This is a genomic window from Rhodopirellula sp. UH5, assembly GCF_056839225.1.
In genome coordinates this window covers 3,560,577-3,577,605 of the sequence record NZ_CM166390.1, presented here as the reverse complement: position 1 = coordinate 3,577,605, position 17,029 = coordinate 3,560,577, and the positions used below count along the sequence as shown (strand labels likewise).

At 55.4% G+C, this 17,029-nt stretch carries 25 protein-coding genes; 2 read left to right on the top strand and 23 right to left on the bottom strand.

Features of this window, described 5'->3' with window-relative positions:
• Positions 1-73 precede the first annotated feature (73 nt).
• Both UH5x_RS12745 and UH5x_RS12740 read right to left on the bottom strand, forming a co-directional pair.
• Positions 74-1,513, bottom strand: coding sequence for a sulfatase family protein (locus UH5x_RS12745; protein ID WP_482635855.1), 1,440 nt, complete (start codon positions 1,511-1,513; stop codon positions 74-76).
• Positions 1,514-1,551: 38 nt separating this feature from the next.
• Positions 1,552-3,018, bottom strand: coding sequence for a neutral/alkaline non-lysosomal ceramidase N-terminal domain-containing protein (locus tag UH5x_RS12740; RefSeq protein ID WP_482635854.1), 1,467 nt, complete (start codon positions 3,016-3,018; stop codon positions 1,552-1,554).
• A 109-nt stretch (positions 3,019-3,127) separates the two neighbouring features.
• Between UH5x_RS12740 and UH5x_RS12735 the strand changes: the two genes are divergently transcribed.
• Entirely contained in the window at positions 3,128-4,156 is a 1,029-nt protein-coding gene (locus tag UH5x_RS12735; RefSeq protein ID WP_482635853.1) for a GDSL-type esterase/lipase family protein, read from the top strand.
• A gap of 59 nt (positions 4,157-4,215) precedes the next feature.
• Positions 4,216-4,854, top strand: a complete 639-nt coding sequence (locus UH5x_RS12730; protein ID WP_482635852.1) for a thioredoxin family protein — start codon at positions 4,216-4,218, stop codon at positions 4,852-4,854.
• 43 nt (positions 4,855-4,897) lie between these two features.
• On the opposite strand, the gene UH5x_RS12725 is transcribed toward UH5x_RS12730, so the two are convergent.
• The 21 genes from UH5x_RS12725 to rplC form a co-directional block, all read right to left on the bottom strand.
• Positions 4,898-5,485, bottom strand: a complete 588-nt coding sequence (locus UH5x_RS12725) for an adenylate kinase family protein (protein ID WP_047812380.1) — start codon at positions 5,483-5,485, stop codon at positions 4,898-4,900.
• Between the two features lie 13 nt (positions 5,486-5,498).
• On the bottom strand, positions 5,499-6,893 hold the full coding sequence (gene secY, locus UH5x_RS12720) for a preprotein translocase subunit SecY (RefSeq protein ID WP_047812381.1): 1,395 nt from the start codon (positions 6,891-6,893) through the stop codon (positions 5,499-5,501).
• Between the two features lie 276 nt (positions 6,894-7,169).
• Positions 7,170-7,664 carry a 50S ribosomal protein L15 gene (rplO, locus tag UH5x_RS12715; protein WP_047812382.1) on the bottom strand — a complete coding sequence of 165 codons (495 nt, stop codon included), beginning with the start codon at positions 7,662-7,664 and terminating at the stop codon, positions 7,170-7,172.
• A 163-nt stretch (positions 7,665-7,827) separates the two neighbouring features.
• The gene (gene rpsE, locus UH5x_RS12710; protein ID WP_047812383.1) at positions 7,828-8,361 is read right to left on the bottom strand and encodes a 30S ribosomal protein S5; all 534 of its coding nucleotides are present in this window, start codon (positions 8,359-8,361) and stop codon (positions 7,828-7,830) included.
• 47 nt (positions 8,362-8,408) lie between these two features.
• Entirely contained in the window at positions 8,409-8,777 is a 369-nt protein-coding gene (rplR, locus tag UH5x_RS12705; protein WP_047812384.1) for a 50S ribosomal protein L18, read from the bottom strand.
• An 83-nt stretch (positions 8,778-8,860) separates the two neighbouring features.
• Positions 8,861-9,406 carry a 50S ribosomal protein L6 gene (gene rplF / locus UH5x_RS12700; protein ID WP_047812385.1) on the bottom strand — a complete coding sequence of 182 codons (546 nt, stop codon included), beginning with the start codon at positions 9,404-9,406 and terminating at the stop codon, positions 8,861-8,863.
• Between the two features lie 65 nt (positions 9,407-9,471).
• On the bottom strand, positions 9,472-9,873 hold the full coding sequence (gene rpsH, locus UH5x_RS12695; protein ID WP_047812386.1) for a 30S ribosomal protein S8: 402 nt from the start codon (positions 9,871-9,873) through the stop codon (positions 9,472-9,474).
• Positions 9,874-9,902: 29 nt separating this feature from the next.
• The gene (locus UH5x_RS12690; protein ID WP_053061012.1) at positions 9,903-10,088 is read right to left on the bottom strand and encodes a type Z 30S ribosomal protein S14; all 186 of its coding nucleotides are present in this window, start codon (positions 10,086-10,088) and stop codon (positions 9,903-9,905) included.
• 96 nt (positions 10,089-10,184) lie between these two features.
• Positions 10,185-10,766, bottom strand: a complete 582-nt coding sequence (rplE, locus tag UH5x_RS12685; protein ID WP_047812387.1) for a 50S ribosomal protein L5 — start codon at positions 10,764-10,766, stop codon at positions 10,185-10,187.
• Positions 10,767-10,833: 67 nt separating this feature from the next.
• Positions 10,834-11,181, bottom strand: coding sequence for a 50S ribosomal protein L24 (rplX, locus tag UH5x_RS12680; protein ID WP_047812388.1), 348 nt, complete (start codon positions 11,179-11,181; stop codon positions 10,834-10,836).
• 80 nt (positions 11,182-11,261) lie between these two features.
• A complete protein-coding gene (rplN, locus tag UH5x_RS12675; protein ID WP_047812389.1) occupies positions 11,262-11,630 on the bottom strand; it encodes a 50S ribosomal protein L14 in 369 nt (122 codons plus the stop codon).
• A gap of 54 nt (positions 11,631-11,684) precedes the next feature.
• Positions 11,685-12,038 carry a 30S ribosomal protein S17 gene (gene rpsQ / locus UH5x_RS12670; RefSeq protein ID WP_047812390.1) on the bottom strand — a complete coding sequence of 118 codons (354 nt, stop codon included), beginning with the start codon at positions 12,036-12,038 and terminating at the stop codon, positions 11,685-11,687.
• Between the two features lie 49 nt (positions 12,039-12,087).
• Positions 12,088-12,294 carry a 50S ribosomal protein L29 gene (gene rpmC / locus UH5x_RS12665; protein WP_047812391.1) on the bottom strand — a complete coding sequence of 69 codons (207 nt, stop codon included), beginning with the start codon at positions 12,292-12,294 and terminating at the stop codon, positions 12,088-12,090.
• Positions 12,295-12,483: 189 nt separating this feature from the next.
• The gene (gene rplP, locus UH5x_RS12660; protein ID WP_261340135.1) at positions 12,484-12,891 is read right to left on the bottom strand and encodes a 50S ribosomal protein L16; all 408 of its coding nucleotides are present in this window, start codon (positions 12,889-12,891) and stop codon (positions 12,484-12,486) included.
• Entirely contained in the window at positions 12,839-13,549 is a 711-nt protein-coding gene (gene rpsC / locus UH5x_RS12655; protein ID WP_047812392.1) for a 30S ribosomal protein S3, read from the bottom strand. Before rpsC ends, rplP begins: the two co-directional genes overlap by 53 nt.
• A 96-nt stretch (positions 13,550-13,645) precedes the next feature.
• A complete protein-coding gene (gene rplV / locus UH5x_RS12650) occupies positions 13,646-13,957 on the bottom strand; it encodes a 50S ribosomal protein L22 (protein WP_047812423.1) in 312 nt (103 codons plus the stop codon).
• Between the two features lie 111 nt (positions 13,958-14,068).
• On the bottom strand, positions 14,069-14,338 hold the full coding sequence (gene rpsS / locus UH5x_RS12645) for a 30S ribosomal protein S19 (RefSeq protein WP_007326800.1): 270 nt from the start codon (positions 14,336-14,338) through the stop codon (positions 14,069-14,071).
• Positions 14,339-14,372: 34 nt separating this feature from the next.
• Positions 14,373-15,233 (bottom strand): 50S ribosomal protein L2, encoded by an 861-nt coding sequence (gene rplB / locus UH5x_RS12640; RefSeq protein ID WP_047812393.1) that lies wholly within the window; start codon positions 15,231-15,233, stop codon positions 14,373-14,375.
• 97 nt (positions 15,234-15,330) lie between these two features.
• Positions 15,331-15,654, bottom strand: a complete 324-nt coding sequence (gene rplW, locus UH5x_RS12635; RefSeq protein ID WP_047812394.1) for a 50S ribosomal protein L23 — start codon at positions 15,652-15,654, stop codon at positions 15,331-15,333.
• 1 nt (position 15,655) lies between these two features.
• Positions 15,656-16,324, bottom strand: a complete 669-nt coding sequence (gene rplD, locus UH5x_RS12630) for a 50S ribosomal protein L4 (protein WP_047812395.1) — start codon at positions 16,322-16,324, stop codon at positions 15,656-15,658.
• An 11-nt stretch (positions 16,325-16,335) separates the two neighbouring features.
• Entirely contained in the window at positions 16,336-17,022 is a 687-nt protein-coding gene (gene rplC / locus UH5x_RS12625; RefSeq protein WP_063838424.1) for a 50S ribosomal protein L3, read from the bottom strand.
• Positions 17,023-17,029 lie beyond the last annotated feature (7 nt).

The following is a 17,029-nucleotide window of genomic DNA, read 5'->3' as shown; positions in this document are numbered from 1 at the left end:
TCGCCACGGTTTCCACGCACAACCGGGGCCAACGCCCAAACGGCTCACGAGATGGAACCCGAATCGTTCGAGATCACGAACCCGGTTGGACGGATTTGCTCGGCAGCGTTTCCAAGCGTCGAGGCGAAACGTCCGCGGTCTTTCCGACTGGGCGTTGGCCCTGGCCGGGGCGATCTTTGTCACCCAGATCCTGACGAGCTTGTTCGGCCAATGCAGTCAGTTGAGCAACGATCTCAGGACGCGTCTTGGCAACGTTGTGCTGGCAAGCAATGTCATCCACCACGTTGAACAACAGCGTTGTTGGTTTTTGCGAAGCGGTGAAGTGCGGGTGTCCGGGGGATGCGTCGATCGGCAGGAACATTTTCCAGGGACCAGAACGGACGGCTTGCAGTTGATCTTGATGGTAGTAGTAGAACGCTTCGTACCGCGTCTTGGCGTTGGGTTCACCAAACAGCAGCGGAGCGATGTCGTGGCCATCGAGTTTGCGATCCGACGGCAGTTCGCAGTCGGCTAGATTTGCAAACGTGGGCAATAAATCCATCGTGGTTGCCAGTTCGTCACATTGAGTTCCGGCGGGCACTTTGCCGGGTTGCCAGACGATCGTGGGAACACGAAAGGCACCTTCGCTGGTCGTGTACCCGCGACCGTGAAGCGGCAAGTTGGAACCTCGGCTCAAGTCATCAGGATCGCGGTTGATCGGGGCGCCGTTGTCGGAGGTCCAAATCACGAAGGTGTTTTCTGCGATGCCCAGTTCAGCGAGCTGGTCCAGCATCTGACCGATCGACCAATCCAATTCTTCGACCGAATCGCCCCAGGGACCGTTCTGGCTTTTGCCACGAAAAGCGTCGCTGGAAAACGGTGTCTTGGTGCTGCCAGGCATCGCTTGTGGAAAGTACAGGAAGAACGGTTCCTCCTTGTGTTCGGCAATCCACTGCATCGCCCGTTCGGTGTAACGCTTGGTCAATCCGTCTCGGTTGCACGGGGCTTCGATGACGGTCTCGTTTTCCATGAGAGGCAGAGGTGGCCAGTGTGATCCATCTCGCTGCCAAATTCGTTCGGTCATGTCGTCGGAGTAAGGCACTCCAAAGAACCAATCAAACCCCTGGCGGGTTGGCAGGAATTCCGGTTGATCACCCAGATGCCATTTTCCAACCAATGCGGTGGCGTAGTTCTGTTGCTGGAGGATCTCCGCGATCGTGATCTCATCGGGATGCAAGCCATAGGCAGAGACAGGTCGCAGAACCGGACCATCGCGATCGTTCAAATGCATTCCGACTCGTTGCGCATAGCATCCGGTCATGATGCTGGCACGCGATGGGGTGCAGACGCCAGTCGTGACGCAGAAGTGAGTGAACGTACGCCCTTCCCTTGCCATGCGGTTCAGGTTGGGCGTTCGATGCAACGTCGATCCGAAGGGCTCGATGTCGCCGTAACCGAGGTTGTCACAGTAGACGATGATGAAATTCAGTTTGGTTGGTTCGGCTGCCTTTCCGATGCCGAGCAACGTTGACATCGGAAGCAGCGTTATGATCCAACCAACAAGCCAACGCATCAGTTGGCCTCTTGTTGATTTTGAAACATCTCCAGCAACGCTGCGGCGATTTTGGTGGTTGCTTCCTTCTCGACGTAGTTGGTCCCCAACCATGTTTCGTAGCCGCCCAAACGATGTTGCTGCGGAGTCGGCAGGTACCCGAAGGAGCCGTTGGCGAGCTCGATTGTGAAGGTGTCTTGGAAGGGGCTGCGGTCTTTCAGTTCCAACCCCGTTTCGGTGAACGTTTCAAACGGGATCGCGGCGATTCCCAAATCGCCAATGCGCAGAGCCTGCAGTTGAATCTCCACTTCCTTGGGCGCCGCCAAGATTTTCGCGATTCGATCGGCATAGATCTCTTCGCGGCGATGGCCGCTTCTTGGATTGTCGTCGTCGCCACGTTTGATTTGTTCAAAGTGCGCGATCATCTCCTGTGTCGGCTGTCTGGTCTTCAGTGTCAGCGTCGTGTGCTCGGCGGAGAGTGGCACCCAATCGTGGAAATCGATCTGCTGATGGGCTTCGAAGACGCGGCTGGCGACCTTCTCCGCAACCTCCTGCATCTTCTCGTAGGGATCGTACTTTCGCGGCGATTTATCAGCGAAGTTGATGTTGTTCACATCGCCGCTGGTGCCATTGGAAAGGATGCCGACAAACGGTGGTGACTGTTCGGTTGCATCGAGCTTTTCGGCAATGAACTTGGCGAAGTAGCCGAAGTAATCGGCTGAGACTTCTCCGGATCGAACGCCGCCGACGTAGTGCAGCGAATAATTTGCCAGCAGGGCGATCGGCCGACCGTCAGGGCTCTGCACTGAGACGAAGCTGATTTCGGGATCGGTCGGACCCGCGGGGCGATCCAGTTTGGAGCTGCCGCGAGGTGGATTCATCCGGACTTGATCGGTGCCGCCGAATGGGTTGCTCAACAAGCTGGCGTCGGTGACAAACCAGCGACGGTTGAAGACTTCGGACGGTTCATCCGCGCTTCCCCAACCAATCTTGGCCGGTTCCAGATTCGCCATCGCTCGTCGGATGCCGTCCTCGATCCGATGGGCAACGAAGGTTTGGTAATCCGTCAGTTTGGTTTCGTTGGCGGTTTTCAGGTCCCCGCGAGCGGTGGTTGCCGAATGGGTGTGCGTGGATGCCAACAGCATGTTGGAGACCGGCAATCCGGTCGCGTCTGACGCCTGTTGCTTGGCGAGATCGAAGACTTCCACGGGGATGCCGACATTGTCGCAAAGGACGATGGCAAGCTTGGTCGTGCCGTCATCCAACACCAGGCAGCGAGCGTGAAGTTCGTCATGCACATTGGTGGCTGGGATTGGTTTCCATCCCCCGACAATCAGCTCACCCAGTGGCGGCGTGATGTTGCTGGTGGCAGCTCCAGCCCGAAAAACCGGTTTGGATTCCTTGGCAGTCAGAATAGGTCCGCCACGAAATAGAAGACAGGCGATGAATAGTGAGAGAAGGACTTTTTGAGCGGCAGGCCAGAGCATGCTTCGATCCTTTCGGTTCAGGGGATGGTGGAAATGCAAGGATCAGCGAGGTACCAGTAGTTGTCGTTATAATCGAGTCGAGAGGCGAAAGAAACAAACTGCGTGTGGTGTGATCTTGACTGACCTGAATAGCCCGACTCAGAGCGGCGACACGAATCCAAGAATAGGCAAGCGATCAAAGACGTCGCTCGCCGGCATGCTGAAGGTCTTTTGTATCGCCAGCATCTTTGCCTGGTCGTTGTTGGCATTCCCAAGTTTGCTCCCATACGTCATCTGCGGATGGATTATTTGGCATCTCGTTCTTGTTCAACGTGAGCGTCCAGCCTACTTGCCTCTTGTCGCGGCATCTGTCGTCTTGCTCGTGAAGTTTCTGCCTCGTACCCCGGCTTCGATAGCACTTGGGAGCTTGATGCTGGCTGTGGTTGTTTTTCGAATGCGTGCGAGCAGAAAGTTACAGCGGCGTTTGGCCCTCGGTACATCGCTCGTCCTGATCGCGACGTGGGGCTGGTTTTACAGCGAGTGGCAGGCAATTCAAACTTGCGGTCGTGATTTGACCTATGACCCATCTCGCTCAATCGTTTGTTTGGGAGACAGTTTAACGGACGGGATGTTGCCCGATCACGGGTTCCCCGATCCGCTTGGCGAAATGCTGGAAGCCAAAGTGGTCAACCTCGGAATGTCAGGGATCGCCACCTCGCAAGGGCTCGGTCAGATGCAGCGAGTCTTTTCTCATGATCCACAGCTCGTGATCGTTGAGCTGGGCGGTCATGACTTTTTGCAAGGAAAGAGTCGCGATCAGACCAAGGCAAATCTTTTGCAAATCATCCAGCAATGCCGTCTGCACGATGCAGAGGTGGTGTTGATGGAGATTCCGCGGGGATTCATGTTCGATCCTTTCTGGGCCTTGGAAAGAGAGGTCGCTTTTGAAACCGATGTCCAGTTGGTTTCAGACACATGGTTGCGGGAAATCGTCTTGATGGGGCCCTACGCTCCGCCTGGTCGATGGATGCCGGGCTCTCGACTCAGCGATGACGGTATCCACAGCAACGCTCGCGGTAGCATGGCGATCGCAAAACAGGTCGCGAATGCGATTCGCCAGATGTACGGTGATACCATCTTCCAACCTGGCTACCAGTGAAGGTGGGTCAGCTAAACTCATTGATGGTTGGTGTCTTCGCCTCGTCCGAGAGAGTCTCGATGAAATTTAATTGCTGCGTTCTGGTCGGTTTCCTGACGACTTGTTGCTTGATCCATTTGGCTGACCAAGCTATTGCGGGAGAGTTCAATACTGTGCTGGACATTGGCGATCCGGCGCCCGAATGGAACGAGTTGCCCAGCACAGATGGAAAGAAGTCATCACTGACGCAATGGTCCGATTCGAAGGTCGTGGTTCTGGCATTCACTTGCAACAGTTGCCCTTACGCGATCGACGCGGAAGAACGCTTGATCGCACTGACCAAGGATTACGCTGAGAGATCGGTCTCGGTGATCGCGGTCAATGTCAACACGATCGAAGAGGACGCGATGCCGGCGATGAAGGAGAAAGCGAAAGAAAAGCAGTTCCCGTTCGCTTACCTCTACGACGAATCGCAGCAGATCGCCCGCGATTACGGCGCCAAGTACACGCCCCAGTTCTTTGTGCTGGATGCCGATCGGAAGATCGCTTACATGGGCGCGATGGACGACAGTCCCGATGGTCGCAACGTGACTCAGCCCCACCTCCGCAATGCGATCGATGAAGTCCTGGCTGGCAAGCCAGTGACCGTTTCCGAAACGGTTCCGGTGGGATGCCGAATTCGAATGGAACGACAACGCCGTTCACGTCGCGAACGCTGAGGAAGCGGCTGTCAATGTTCGCTAGGCCGAGGTGCGGGCCAGGTCAATCCTTGGCAGCAGGATCGATTGCCAGTGCGTCGGGGTGCAAGCGTTCCCAGATCGAAGCGTGGACCAGTGGCTCCGAGACCGATGCATCGATATCACGCACCAGGCCCTGCTGCCGATAGTGATCGAGCAACGGTTCAGTTCGGGCCTCGTAGATCCGAAACCGCTCTCGGATGCATTCCTCGGCATCGTCGGCCCGCTTCTCTGTTTTGCCCCGTTTCCGGAGACGTTTGATCAGCACATCGGCGGACACCTGAAGGTGCAGCACGTGATCAAGCTTGACTGAGTCAGCAATCAGTTGCTGGTCAAAGGCACTGGCCTGGACCTGGGTTCGCGGGAAACCATCCAACAGATAACCGGTTTGGCTGTCTGGTTGTGCCAATCGTTTGGCGACCATTTGCAACACGAATTCATCAGGAGCAAAGTGCCCCCGATCGATTCGGAGATGAATCTGCTCGCCTCGGTCCGGTTCCAAGGCTCTCAGCATTCCACCCGTGCCAATGTGCGGCACGCGGAGGGCTTTGCTCAGCAGTTCACATTGAGTGCCCTTGCCCGCACCTGGCGGACCGATGAAGACAATTCGCACAACACTGCCTGGATCAAACGACCGGGGATGTGCCGCCGCCGGCACCTTCCAGCAGTCCGCGATAGTTTCGCATCACAAGGTGACTGTCGATCTTTTGGACCAAGTCAAACGCCACGCTGACGGCAATCAGCAGGCCCGTGCCGCCGTAGAAACCGGCGATCGAGTAAGGAACACCCAGCGAACCGTAAACGATCGTTGGAACAATCGCGATCAGACCCAAGAAGGCAGCACCAACATAAGTGATCCGGACCATCACCTTTTCAAGGTAATCCGTTGTGCGGCGACCGGGACGATAACCAGGAATGAACGTTCCCGAATCACGCAGGTTGTCGCTCATTTCTTTTGGGTTGAACGTGATGGCTGTCCAGAAGTAGCAGAAGAAGAAAATCAAGCCGACGTACAACAGGTTGAAGAAGTACGAGGTCTGATCGCTCATCGTCAAGCTGATCAGGTTGAATCCGCGGAACAAAGCTCCATCGGATGCGAACTGGCCAGCCAGGAAGCCGAACAGGACGCCGGGGATCATCAGCAGCGAGCTGGCGAAAATGATGGGCATCACGCCGGCTTGGTTGATTCGAAGGGGCAAGTGCTGACGGGTGCCGCCGTAGACGCGACGACCGCGAGTGAACTTGGCGGATTGGGTGGGGATCTTGCGTTGTCCCAAGGTGATGAACACCACACCGAAGACGACGACAACAAACAGCACGACCAAGATGATCAGTGTTTCAATTCCGACCTGTCCTTTGGCCAAACCGGTCAGTTCGGTCTTCATGCCCAGCACCAATTCGTAGAGTGCCTTTGGCATCTGAGCCAAGATACCGGCCATGATCAGCAAGCTGATCCCGTTGCCGATCCCGTATTCATCGATTTGTTCACCGAGCCACATCAGGAACACGGTTCCCGTGGTCATGACCAAAACGGCGACGATCTGCCAGCCAAAGAACAGCTGTTCGTTGGCGTTCATGAAGTTCGGGTTGATGCTGCTTTGCCCGTTGGCTCCCGCCATCAGCATGAACTTCAGGTACATGTAACTCTGAACCAGGCAGATCACCACGGTCAGGTAACGAGTGTATTCGTTGAGCTTTTTGCGACCTGCTTCGCCTTCCTTCTTCAGTTCTTCCAGCGGCTTGTAAACGCTTCCAAGCAACTGAAAGATGATCGACGCGGAGATATACGGCATGATTCCGAGGCCGAAGATCGTCGCTTGACGCAGATCGCTGGCCGCGAAAACACTGACCTTTTCGAAGAAGTCAGCAGCACCACCACCGGCGCCACTGTCCAAGTTCGTCGCGATCATCGGCAACGGGATGTGGAACCCGATCCGGTAAATGGCAAGCAACCCGATCGTCAACATGACCTTCTTGCGAAGCTCAGGGATCGAGAAAATGATTCGCAGCTTTTCAAACATCGATCCGTCCGTCGTCGATCGTGCAGGGTGAATTCGTCGCGCCCTACCAAGAGAAATGGTAAGCACGCACAATGTGTTTCAGGCAGAGCGAAGAGAAACTCTCATCGCCAAGGCAATCAAACTAGCAACCTAAGACCAATCGCGGAAGAACGATTGCCAGGAAGCCGAGGGTCGATTGCCAATTCTATGAAAACAGGCCTGACGAGATCGCCAAGGCCTGTTGTTGATTCAGTTGTATGGAGCATCGCGATGCAAAACGATCGCTGATTGAGCCAATTACTTTTCGCTCTTCAAAGCAGCAACACGTTCGTCTGGCGTGCGTTTCGGAGCCAGTTTGTCCACTGTTCCGCCGGCAGCCGAGATCTTTTCTTCGGCCGACTTGCTGAATCGGTGAGCTTGGATCGTGAGCTTCTTGGTGATCTCGCCATCGCCGAGAACCTTCAGTTCGTCAAAGTTGCCTTTGGCGAGGTTCTTTGCCGCGAGGGCTTCCAATGTGACGGTTTCGCCATCATTGAAAGCTTCGTTCAACTTGCCAACGTTGACCGCGAAGATCGTCAATGCCCAGCGGTTGTTGAAACCACGCTTGGGAACGCGGCGGAACATTGGCATCGCTCCACCCTGGAAGTTGGGCTTGCGACTGTAACCGCTGCGGCTCTTGTGTCCCTTGTGCCCACGACCCGACGTTTTGCCGGTGCCGCTACCAGGACCACGACCGATGCGTTTTCGAGAGCGGTGTTTGGTAATACCGCGATGAACGTCGTTGAGTTGCATAGTAGTGATGGAAAGGCTGGGGGCGGGATACTGAACGGAAGGCGTCAGTCATGCTGCCCGAGTGTTTGAATGAGTGTCTGTGCCAATGGCGTCCAAGGTCTGTCGCTGCAATGCGAAGTGAACTGATTCAGCCGGTGTTGACGGGAGCAAACTGCCCCCGATGTTAGGCTTCGATCAGGTCGTCTGGGTTCAGACCACGCAAGGCGGCAATTTGTTCGCGAGTTCGCAACTTGCTCATCGCGTCGAGGGTGGCTTTGACCAAGGTCACTGGATTGTTGGTTCCATACGACTTTGTCAAAATGTCGTGGATCCCGCATGCTTCGCAAACCGCACGAACCGCTTGGCCAGCGATGATACCCGTACCAGCACCAGCAGGAATCAAGAGCACACGAGCGGCACCATAACGACCCCAGATTTGGTGAGGAATGCTGCCTTCCACCAAGGGAACGTGAATCATGCTGCGGGAAGCTTGCTTTTGCGCCTTTTGAACGCTTGGCGGAACTTCGTTGGCCTTGCCGTAGCCCCAGCCAACTTGACCGCTGCCGTTGCCGACAACCACCATCGCAGCGAAGCTGAAACGACGACCGCCTTTGACGACAGCCGCACAACGTTTGATCTTGACCACTCGGTCCAGCAGACCTGCGTCCAGACCTTGCTCTTCGTTCTTGTTGTTGCGTTTGTTTCGTGCGTTGCTCATGGCGGACTATGTTGATTCGTTGCGATGAATGTCGCGGGATGGGAAAATTAAAACTGCAAGCCAGCTTCGCGAGCGGCATCTGCGAATGCTTTGACTCGGCCGTGGTATTTGTTGTGACCACGATCCAACTTGACGGCTTTGACACCCGCCTCAGCAGCTTTCTCTGCGACCAGCTTACCAATCAAGGCTGCGGCGTCACAGTTGCCACCCGCTTTGACCTGTTCACGGACCGATTTGTCACGTGTGCTCGCACTGAAAATGGTCTTGCCCGCTTGGTCATCCACGACCTGGCAAGCAAAGTGCTTCAGCGTGCGCTGAATGCACAAACGTGGCTGGTCGGCGTTGCCTCGCAACTTGTTGCGAACATGGCGCCGGCGACGCAGGCGTTTGCTTTGGAGTTTTTTATTCTTGTCCATAGTGACGACCCACGATGATCGTTGTGAACGGATGAAATGAATGGGAACAGCGGAGCAACGCCCCGCCAAATGCGACGGCAAACCTACTTGGTGGCCGACTTACCTGGTTTGATCTTGACTTGTTCGCCCTGATAGCGAATCCCTTTGCCCTTGTAAGGCTCAGGCTTCCGAAGTGATCGAATTTCGGCGGCAAATTGGCCGACGCTTTGTTTGTCACAACCTTGAATCACAACGTGAGTCTGGTCGGGGCAGCTGACCGTCAGGTCGGAAGGGATCTTGCGATGCAATTCGTTGGCATAACCAACGCGGAGTTGCAACGTGTCACCACTGATCGATGCCAGGTAACCGACACCGACGATTTCGAGCTTCTTTTCGTAACCCTCTTTCACGCCGACCATCATGTTCGCGACGATCGCACGGGTCAGGCCGTGAAATTCTCGCGATGGACGATCGTCAACATCACGCGACACAATGACTTGGTTCGTTTCGCTATCGACCGCAACCGTCACTTCTGGACGATGTTTGAACGACAGTTTGCCCTTGGGACCTTCCACATCAATGTTGCGGTCAGCAATGCTGATCGTCACACCGGCGGGGATCGCGACTGGCTTGTTACCAATGCGGCTCATGGCTGATTACAAATGTACGGGGAGAATATGAATGGTTTGGCAAGTTGGGAGTCAACGAGTGTCAATCAAGACACTTCGCAGAGCACTTCGCCGCCGATCTTTTCGCGGCGTGCTTCGCGATCGCTGATCACACCTTTGCTGGTGCTGATGATTCGGATTCCCAAACCACCCAGCACGGGTTTGAGTTCTTTGCTGCGGCTGTACAGGCGACGGCCGGGCTTACTGATTCGGCGGATGGACTGGATCACGCGTTCTCCGTTGGGACCGTATTTCAGTTCCAAACGAAGAAAGCCAACTGGCTCTTCTTCCAGTTTTTCTTCTTTCCAGTCCCAGATGAATCCCTCCCGTTTGAGAACATCGGCCACACCACGCTTCACGCGGCTGGCGGGGATGTCCACGAACGGTCGCTCAACGCGTACTGCGTTGCGGATTCGGGTGAGCATGTCGGCAATGGGGTCGGTCATCATGGCTGTGGTTTCCCTTTAAATATCCAAGCTCACCAGCTGCTCTTGCGAACGCCAGGGATCAATCCCGCATTGGCATTCTCACGGAAACAAATTCGGCACAAACCGAATTTGCGGTACACCGAACGTGGACGACCGCAAAACTTGCATCGGTTCTCTTTTCGAGATGAAAATTTAGGCGTGCGAAGCGCCTTGGCGACCTTGGATTTGCTTGCCACGAAAGGACCTGCGGTGTACGAATCGGGGAGCGTCTCAAGCGAGAGACGTGCGACGAATTGAAATAAAACGATGGGGTGGTTCCGGGGGGAACCGGATCAGGCCGCGCCGGCCTGTTCTTTTTCTTTGGGTTGTTTGAACGGCATGCCGAACAAACGCAACAGTTCTCGAGCTTCGTCATCGGTGTTTGCCGAGGTAACAAAGCTGACATTCATCCCTTGTGGACGAATGAATTTGTCTGGGTTCAGCTCTGGGAAAACGAGTTGTTCGTTGAGTCCCAGGGTGTAGTTGCCGTTTCCATCGAACGCCTTGCGGCTGATCCCGCGAAAGTCACGGACACGAGGAAGGACAATGGAAACCATGCGGTCCAGGAATTCGTACATGCGTTGGCGACGGATCGTCACCATGCAGCCGATTGGCATTCCCTCACGCAGGCGGAAACCTGCGATGGATTTTCGAGCGATGGTCGTGACAGGCTTTTGGCCGGAGATCTGGGTCATCGAGTCGATGGCCAAGTCAAGGACCTTCTTGTCGCCGACTGCGGCACCAACACCCATGTTCATACTGATCTTCAGCAGACGTGGCACTTGGTGCACGTTCTTGTAGCCGTACGTTTCTGTCATAGCGGCACGAACGGATTCGTCGTATCGCTGTTGCATTCGTGGAATGTAGCTGGACATGTTAGGCACTGCGCCGCCGAGGAAGAAACGGCCAATAGGGTAAGGTGTGTGTGGTGGAGGTCGTCAATCAGCTGGATGCTTTGGAAGCTTTGGCTGGCGCGATTTGCCCGAGGCTATCGCCGCTGGCTTTCGCGAAACGCTCTTTGCTGCCGTCGTCCAAGAAACGGACTCCGATGCGGGTCGGTTTGCCGGTCGATGGGTCGACCAACATGACGTTGCTCGCACTCATGGGCATCTCTTTGTTCAAGCGACCGCCCTGTGGGTTCTTTTGGCTTTGCCGAACGTGTTTCCACACGCGGGCAGCACCTTCGACAACGACCTTTTCTTTGTCGCGATCGACTTTCAAGATTTTGCCGCGATGACCTTTGTCAGCTCCGGCAATCACAATGACTTCATCGTCAACGCGAAATTTCATGGTAGTAACTTTGAGCGATAATTTGTTTGCGAATGGTGGTGGTTTCGACCGATGACTCAACGGAAGGTTGAGCAGTCGGGTCAGACCACCTCGTTGGCGAGGCTGACGATTTTCATGAAGTTGCTTTCTCGCAACTCACGAGCGACGGCACCAAAGATGCGAGTGCCTCGAGGGTTGCGGTCTTTGTCGACCAACACAACTGCGTTGGAGTCGAAACGAATGTAGCTTCCGTCAGGACGACGGGTGGGCTGCTTCACGCGAACGATCACGGCACGCACAACGGCCTTCTTCTTCACTTCGCTGCCCGGAATCACACTCTTGACGCTGCAAACGATCACATCGCCAACAGTGGCGAAACGACGCCGACTGCCGCCGAGCACCTTGATGCACATGACTTCTCGAGCACCAGTGTTGTCGGCGACATCGAGGCGGGATTCTTGTTGGATCATATCTGTTTACTTCAACGACAAAAACGTTGGACGATTGTGTGGAGGAGGTTGCGATTAAGCGTCCGTGGCGGTCGATTCTGCTTCGGGTTCACCAGCGTGAGCTGCGGCCAAGCCTTCGGCTTCGGCATTCTTACGAGCAGCACGCAAAGCGACAACGTCCACGGCGGTGCTCTTTTCGAGCACGCGAACCAAACGCCAGCGTTTGAGTTTGCTCAATGGTTCCGATTCAATGATCTCGACCTTGTCGCCAACACCCGAATCATTGTTCTCGTCGTGAACGTGACACACCGTGCGGCGGCGAATGTACTTCTTGTATTTTGGATGCTTGACCAAACGAGCGATCTCGACGCGACGCGTCTTGCTCATTTTGTCGCTGGTCACAATTCCGGCTACGACGCGTTTGGGCATGGTGCTAGGTGGACGTGCAGTGAATGGATGGGTGAGTTTGAGAAGTCAATTAAGCTTGCGGTTGAGCAAGTTGACGTTCTGTTTGGATCGTCTTGACACGAGCGATCGTTTTTCGGTTCTTCTTGATTTCGCTGGGCGTGTTCAAACGCTCGGACTGTGATTGGAACCGCAGGCGAAACAATGTTTCGGCGGCTTCAGTCGCAGTCGCGTCGAGCTGTTCGTCGCTCATTTCGCGAAGTTCGGTCAGTTTGGTCATCGAATTAGACAAAGGTCAAAGGGGATGAATCGTTCAAAGGCCAGAATCGTCTGGGTTGCAAGCCGTTTGACTCCGTAACCCCGATCAACGGAACAATCGATGTTTCGATCATTCACGTTGTTCATGTAGGCTGAAGTCTCTCGGGCGAACCCTGTCATCAACCCGCCGATCTACCGGATCGCCTTGCGATCAAGCAGAGCGACGTTCGACAAATCGGACTTTGACCGGCATCTTACTCGCCAGACGCGCAAAGCACACCTTGGCTTGTTGTTCGGTCACGCCACTGAGTTCGTATAAAATGGTTCCCGGCTTGACGACCGCGGCCCAAAAGTCAGGCTCCCCTTTACCTTTCCCCATCCGTGTTTCCAGCGGAGTGCTGGTCACAGACTTGTCGGGAAAGATTCGGATGTAGAGCTTGCCTTGGCCGCGAACGTATTGCTGGGCAGCGATTCGTCCGGCCTCGATTGTCGTAGCTTTGATCCAGCCGGCATCCAATGATTGGATACCATAGTCACCAAAGACGACCGTATTGCCGCGAGTCGCGTTACCTTTTATACGACCTCTTTGGCTTTTTCGATGCTTGACCCGTTTGGGCATCAGCGCCATCGTTGTCGTCTCCGTAAGTACCTTGGTTAATCCACACTTGAATCCCGATGTGCCCCTGTGGCGTCATCGCTTCGGTGAATCCGTAATCAATCTTGGCTTGTAGCGTGCTCAATGGAATTGAGCCAGCACTTTGCTTTTCGCGACGGGCCATTTCGGCACCGCCCAGTCGACCTGCCATTTGGATTTTGATGCCTTTGGCACCGGCGTCCATCGTCTGTTCGAGCATTCGTTTCATTGTGCGTCGGAAGCTGGATCGCTTTGCCAATTGCTGAGCGATGTCCTCGGCGACCAACTGACCTTGCAGTTCAGGTCGGCCCACTTCTTCCACTTTCAGGTTGATGCGACGTCCGACCAGGTTCTGCAGTTCGGCTTGCAGGATCTCAATTTCCTGGCCCTTCTTGCCGATGATCAAACCTGGGCGAGCGACAAACAGCATCACCCGTACTTCATCGCGGGTGCGTTCGATCTCGATGCGATCGATGCCCGCACTTTTGTATTGTGACTTCTTCGGGTGCTTGGTGATGAACTCGCGAATCTTGCGATCTTCCACCAGCAGGTCCGCAAAATCCTGCTTCGAGGCATACCAACGACTTCCCCAACCACGGGTGACGCCGGTACGAAACGCAATCGGATTGACTTTTTGACCCATGGGAGAGTGCTGAGTGCTTAAGGCAGGGAGTTGAATAAACGGTGTTGTATCAGGTGTCAGAGTGAATCACAGAGCAAGTTGCTCGTGCGAGTCATTTCACTCGACGCTTTCGATGTGTGTCAGGCCCACACGAATGTGGCTGGAGCGTTTCTTGATCATGAACGCCATCCCGCGAGCACGCGGTTGAATACGTTTGAACATCGGTCCGCCATCAACGCGGACGTCGGTGATGACCAACTCCTCGATGCGATGGCTTCGGCCGCTGTTTTGATCTGGGTCTTGAGCGTTCCCGACAGCACTCTTGATCACCTTCTCAAGCATTCGAGCTCCACGTTGGGGCTGATACTTCAGGGTGTCCAAGGCTTCGTCGGCAAACATGCCTCGAACCAAGTCGGCAACCAGGCGCACCTTTTGTGCGCTGATGCGGGCGTTCTTATGATATGCGTTGAATTGAGACATGTCTGTCGCTAGATCGTTTGACTCGTGAATTTCACCAACCGGATGGAGGGCCGCTTTGGATTAGCGTTTACCCTTGCCGCCGTGACCTTTGAAGGTCCGTGTGGGAGCAAACTCGCCGAGTTTGTGACCCACCATGTCTTCGGTCACCAACACTTTGATGTGCTGGCGTCCGTTGTGAACCATGAACGTGACGTTCACGAATTCTGGAACGATCGTGCAAGATCGCGCCCATGTCTTGATCGGTTCTTTGGAGCCAGTTTCGGCTGCTTTCTGAACTTTGAAAAAGACTTTCGGGTCAACAAAAGGACCCTTCTTACTGCTTCGACTCATGATTTTTTACCGGAGTTGCCGCTGAAAGGGTGGCCTACTTGTGGAGTTTCAATTGACCGTAGCGACGACTCTTGCGTCGGCGAACGATCGACGAATTGCTTGGTTTGCGTTTCTGACGCGTGCGTCCGCCCTTGGCACTCTTGCCTGATGGGCTGACCGGGTGACGTCCACCCTTGGTTCGGCCTTCACCACCACCGTGCGGGTGATCGACTGGGTTCATGGCAGTACCGCGAACGTGAGGTCGGCGACCGAGCCAGCGTGAGCGGCCCGCTTTACCGAGGACGACGTTCATGTGGTCGCTGTTGCCAACTTGGCCAATCGTTGCACGGCATGCACTGGGCACTCGGCGGACTTCGCCAGAGGGCAACAGCAGCTGAGCCCAATCGGCTTCGCGGGCTTGAAGGGTGGCTTGTGTTCCCGCTGAGCGGCACATCACTGCTCCGCGTCCGGCTCGCATTTCAATGCAGCAGACCGAGGTGCCCAACGGGATGTTCTTCAGTGGCAGACAGTTGCCGACCACGGGAGGAGCGTCGGGGCCGTTTTGCAGTTTGTCGCCAGCGGCAACGCCCGTTGGTGCGATCACGTAAAGCTTGGCACCGTCAGGGTACTTCAGCAATGCGATCCGAGCTGTGCGGTTGGGGTCATATTGAACCGAGTCAACCGTTGCAACCATGCCGTCTTTGACGCGACGGAAGTCGATGACACGGTACTTTTGCTTGTGTCCACCACCACGGTGACGTGAGGTGATCTTGCCTTGGTTGTTCCGTCCGCCGGTTTTGCTTTTTGGACGCAGCAAGGAACGTTCTGGCTTGTAGCCAGGCGTCAGTTCCTTGAAGTCGCTGACCGACGCGTTGCGTCGGCCGGCGCTGGTCGGCTTGTAGATTCGGATGCCCATGAGTATCGCTTTTTCGTGCGAGCTGTTTCTGTGCGGGGAAGTGTTTTGTGGTGATCGGTGTCAGAACTTGGGTGAACCCAATGCTCTTCACTGTGTCCTAGAAGAAGTCGATTCGGTGATCTTCGTGGAGTGACACGATCGCCTTTTTCCAGTCGCTGGTGCGGCCGATTTTGTGGCGGAACCGGCGGGCTTTCCCTTTGCGGGTTTGGGTGCGGACCTTGACGACTTTGACGTCGAACAGATGTTCAACAGCCTTTTTGACGTCGAGCTTGGTTGCGTCGCGGTGGATCTGGAACGCGTATTGGTTGTTCCGGGTCGCGCGGTGCACGCCTTTTTCGGTCACGAGCGGTTTGAGCAAGACCTGGTGGGGTTCCAGTTCGATCTTGCGTTCAACGGGTTTGGGTGGTTGGATCGCAGACATGTTAGGCCGCTGCCTCCGCTTCGTTGGTGTTCTGGGTGGAACCGGCGAATGTGCCGTCTTTGACTCGATCAAGAGCTTCTTGTGTGAAGAGCACTCGTTTCGGAGTCAGCAGAGTCAGTGCGTTCAGTTGGCGAACGGGTTCAACCGTCACGCCACTGATGTTGCGGCCACTCTTGAAGATGACTTGGTCATCGTTGGCAGTGGCGATCAACGTGGTGGTCTTGTCCAGGCCCAGGTTCTTGAGGATCTGAGCGATTTGGCTGGTTTTGGGTGCGTCCAGCTTGATTTCGTTGATGATCACGATTTCGCCATCGTCAATGCGAGAGCGGATGGCCATGCGAGTGGCGATCTTGATCGCCTTCTTGGGCAGGCGGTAGCTGTAGTCGCGAGGTTTGACGGTGCGTGCGACGCCACCACCACGGCGAACATTGGTTCGCTTGGAGCCGGCCCGAGCGTTGCCCGTTCCTTTTTGGCGGTACATCTTTTTGTTGGTGCCGCTGACTTGGCCACGGGTTCGCGTGTTGTGCGAGCCTTGGCGTTTGTTGGCTTGGTACATGACCACCACGTCGTGCAACAATTGCTTGCTGACTCGGTTGGCGATTTGTTCGGTGTCGATCTCGTACTGCCCGACTTCTTTGCCGGATGCGTCGAGGATAGGTAGGTTTGCCATGTGTGTATTCCTCAGCCGACTTTGTTGGTTTGACGAATCGAGACAAAGCCGCCGTTGGGGCCAGGAACCGCACCGCGAATCATGAGCAGATTGTTTTCTGCGTCGACGCGGACGACTTCGAGGTTGCGGGTGGTGACGTTGGCGTTGCCGTACTGGCCAGCCATTCGTTTGCCTTTGAATGTTCGGCTCGGTGACGCACTCATGCCTGTACCACCAGCGTGGCGGTGGCACTTCTTCACACCGTGCGTGGCACGTTGGCCAGCGAAGTTGTGGCGTTTCATGACGCCGGCGAAGCCGCGTCCTTTGCTGGTGCCGGTGACATCCACCTTTTTGACTTCGTTGAATTGCTCAACGGTCAGGGTGTCGCCGACAGTGGCGTCAGCTGATCCACGGAACTCGCGGATGAATCGCTGTGGTTCGCAGTCTGGCTTGGTGGGAGCTTCGATGCCAGCGGCGGAACGCTTCTTGGAGCGTTTGCTTTCGATGGTAGCGACTTGGCCACGCTCACTGCGTTTGGCCAAGCGGCGAGGTTTGTCTTCGAAACCCAGTTGAACAGCTTCGTAGCCGTCGCGATCTTTGCTGCGGACTTGCAGCACGTGGCAAGGGCCAGCTTGCACGACCGTGACGGGAACAGCGGTTCCGTCTTCCAGGAAGATCTGAGTCATCCCGATTTTACGGCCAAGGATAGATGGTGACATAACAGTT

What these genes read in the sequence shown, in the direction of transcription:
- UH5x_RS12745 (WP_482635855.1), bottom strand. Translation starts at nt 1,513, where the DNA reads ATGTCAACGTTGCTCGGCATCGGAAAGGCAGCCGAACCAACCAAACTG.
- UH5x_RS12740 (WP_482635854.1), bottom strand. Translation starts at nt 3,018, where the DNA reads ATGCTCTGGCCTGCCGCTCAAAAAGTCCTTCTCTCACTATTCATCGCC.
- UH5x_RS12730 (WP_482635852.1), top strand. Translation starts at nt 4,216, where the DNA reads ATGAAATTTAATTGCTGCGTTCTGGTCGGTTTCCTGACGACTTGTTGC.
- secY (WP_047812381.1), bottom strand. Translation starts at nt 6,893, where the DNA reads ATGTTTGAAAAGCTGCGAATCATTTTCTCGATCCCTGAGCTTCGCAAG.
- rplO (WP_047812382.1), bottom strand. Translation starts at nt 7,664, where the DNA reads ATGCAACTCAACGACGTTCATCGCGGTATTACCAAACACCGCTCTCGA.
- rpsE (WP_047812383.1), bottom strand. Translation starts at nt 8,361, where the DNA reads ATGAGCAACGCACGAAACAAACGCAACAACAAGAACGAAGAGCAAGGT.
- rplR (WP_047812384.1), bottom strand. Translation starts at nt 8,777, where the DNA reads ATGGACAAGAATAAAAAACTCCAAAGCAAACGCCTGCGTCGCCGGCGC.
- rplF (WP_047812385.1), bottom strand. Translation starts at nt 9,406, where the DNA reads ATGAGCCGCATTGGTAACAAGCCAGTCGCGATCCCCGCCGGTGTGACG.
- rpsH (WP_047812386.1), bottom strand. Translation starts at nt 9,873, where the DNA reads ATGATGACCGACCCCATTGCCGACATGCTCACCCGAATCCGCAACGCA.
- rplE (WP_047812387.1), bottom strand. Translation starts at nt 10,766, where the DNA reads ATGTCCAGCTACATTCCACGAATGCAACAGCGATACGACGAATCCGTT.
- rplX (WP_047812388.1), bottom strand. Translation starts at nt 11,181, where the DNA reads ATGAAATTTCGCGTTGACGATGAAGTCATTGTGATTGCCGGAGCTGAC.
- rplN (WP_047812389.1), bottom strand. Translation starts at nt 11,630, where the DNA reads ATGATCCAACAAGAATCCCGCCTCGATGTCGCCGACAACACTGGTGCT.
- rpsQ (WP_047812390.1), bottom strand. Translation starts at nt 12,038, where the DNA reads ATGCCCAAACGCGTCGTAGCCGGAATTGTGACCAGCGACAAAATGAGC.
- rpmC (WP_047812391.1), bottom strand. Translation starts at nt 12,294, where the DNA reads ATGACCAAACTGACCGAACTTCGCGAAATGAGCGACGAACAGCTCGAC.
- rplP (WP_261340135.1), bottom strand. Translation starts at nt 12,891, where the DNA reads ATGCCCAAACGGGTCAAGCATCGAAAAAGCCAAAGAGGTCGTATAAAA.
- rpsC (WP_047812392.1), bottom strand. Translation starts at nt 13,549, where the DNA reads ATGGGTCAAAAAGTCAATCCGATTGCGTTTCGTACCGGCGTCACCCGT.
- rpsS (WP_007326800.1), bottom strand. Translation starts at nt 14,338, where the DNA reads ATGAGTCGAAGCAGTAAGAAGGGTCCTTTTGTTGACCCGAAAGTCTTT.
- rplB (WP_047812393.1), bottom strand. Translation starts at nt 15,233, where the DNA reads ATGGGCATCCGAATCTACAAGCCGACCAGCGCCGGCCGACGCAACGCG.
- rplW (WP_047812394.1), bottom strand. Translation starts at nt 15,654, where the DNA reads ATGTCTGCGATCCAACCACCCAAACCCGTTGAACGCAAGATCGAACTG.
- rplD (WP_047812395.1), bottom strand. Translation starts at nt 16,324, where the DNA reads ATGGCAAACCTACCTATCCTCGACGCATCCGGCAAAGAAGTCGGGCAG.
- rplC (WP_063838424.1), bottom strand. Translation starts at nt 17,022, where the DNA reads ATGTCACCATCTATCCTTGGCCGTAAAATCGGGATGACTCAGATCTTC.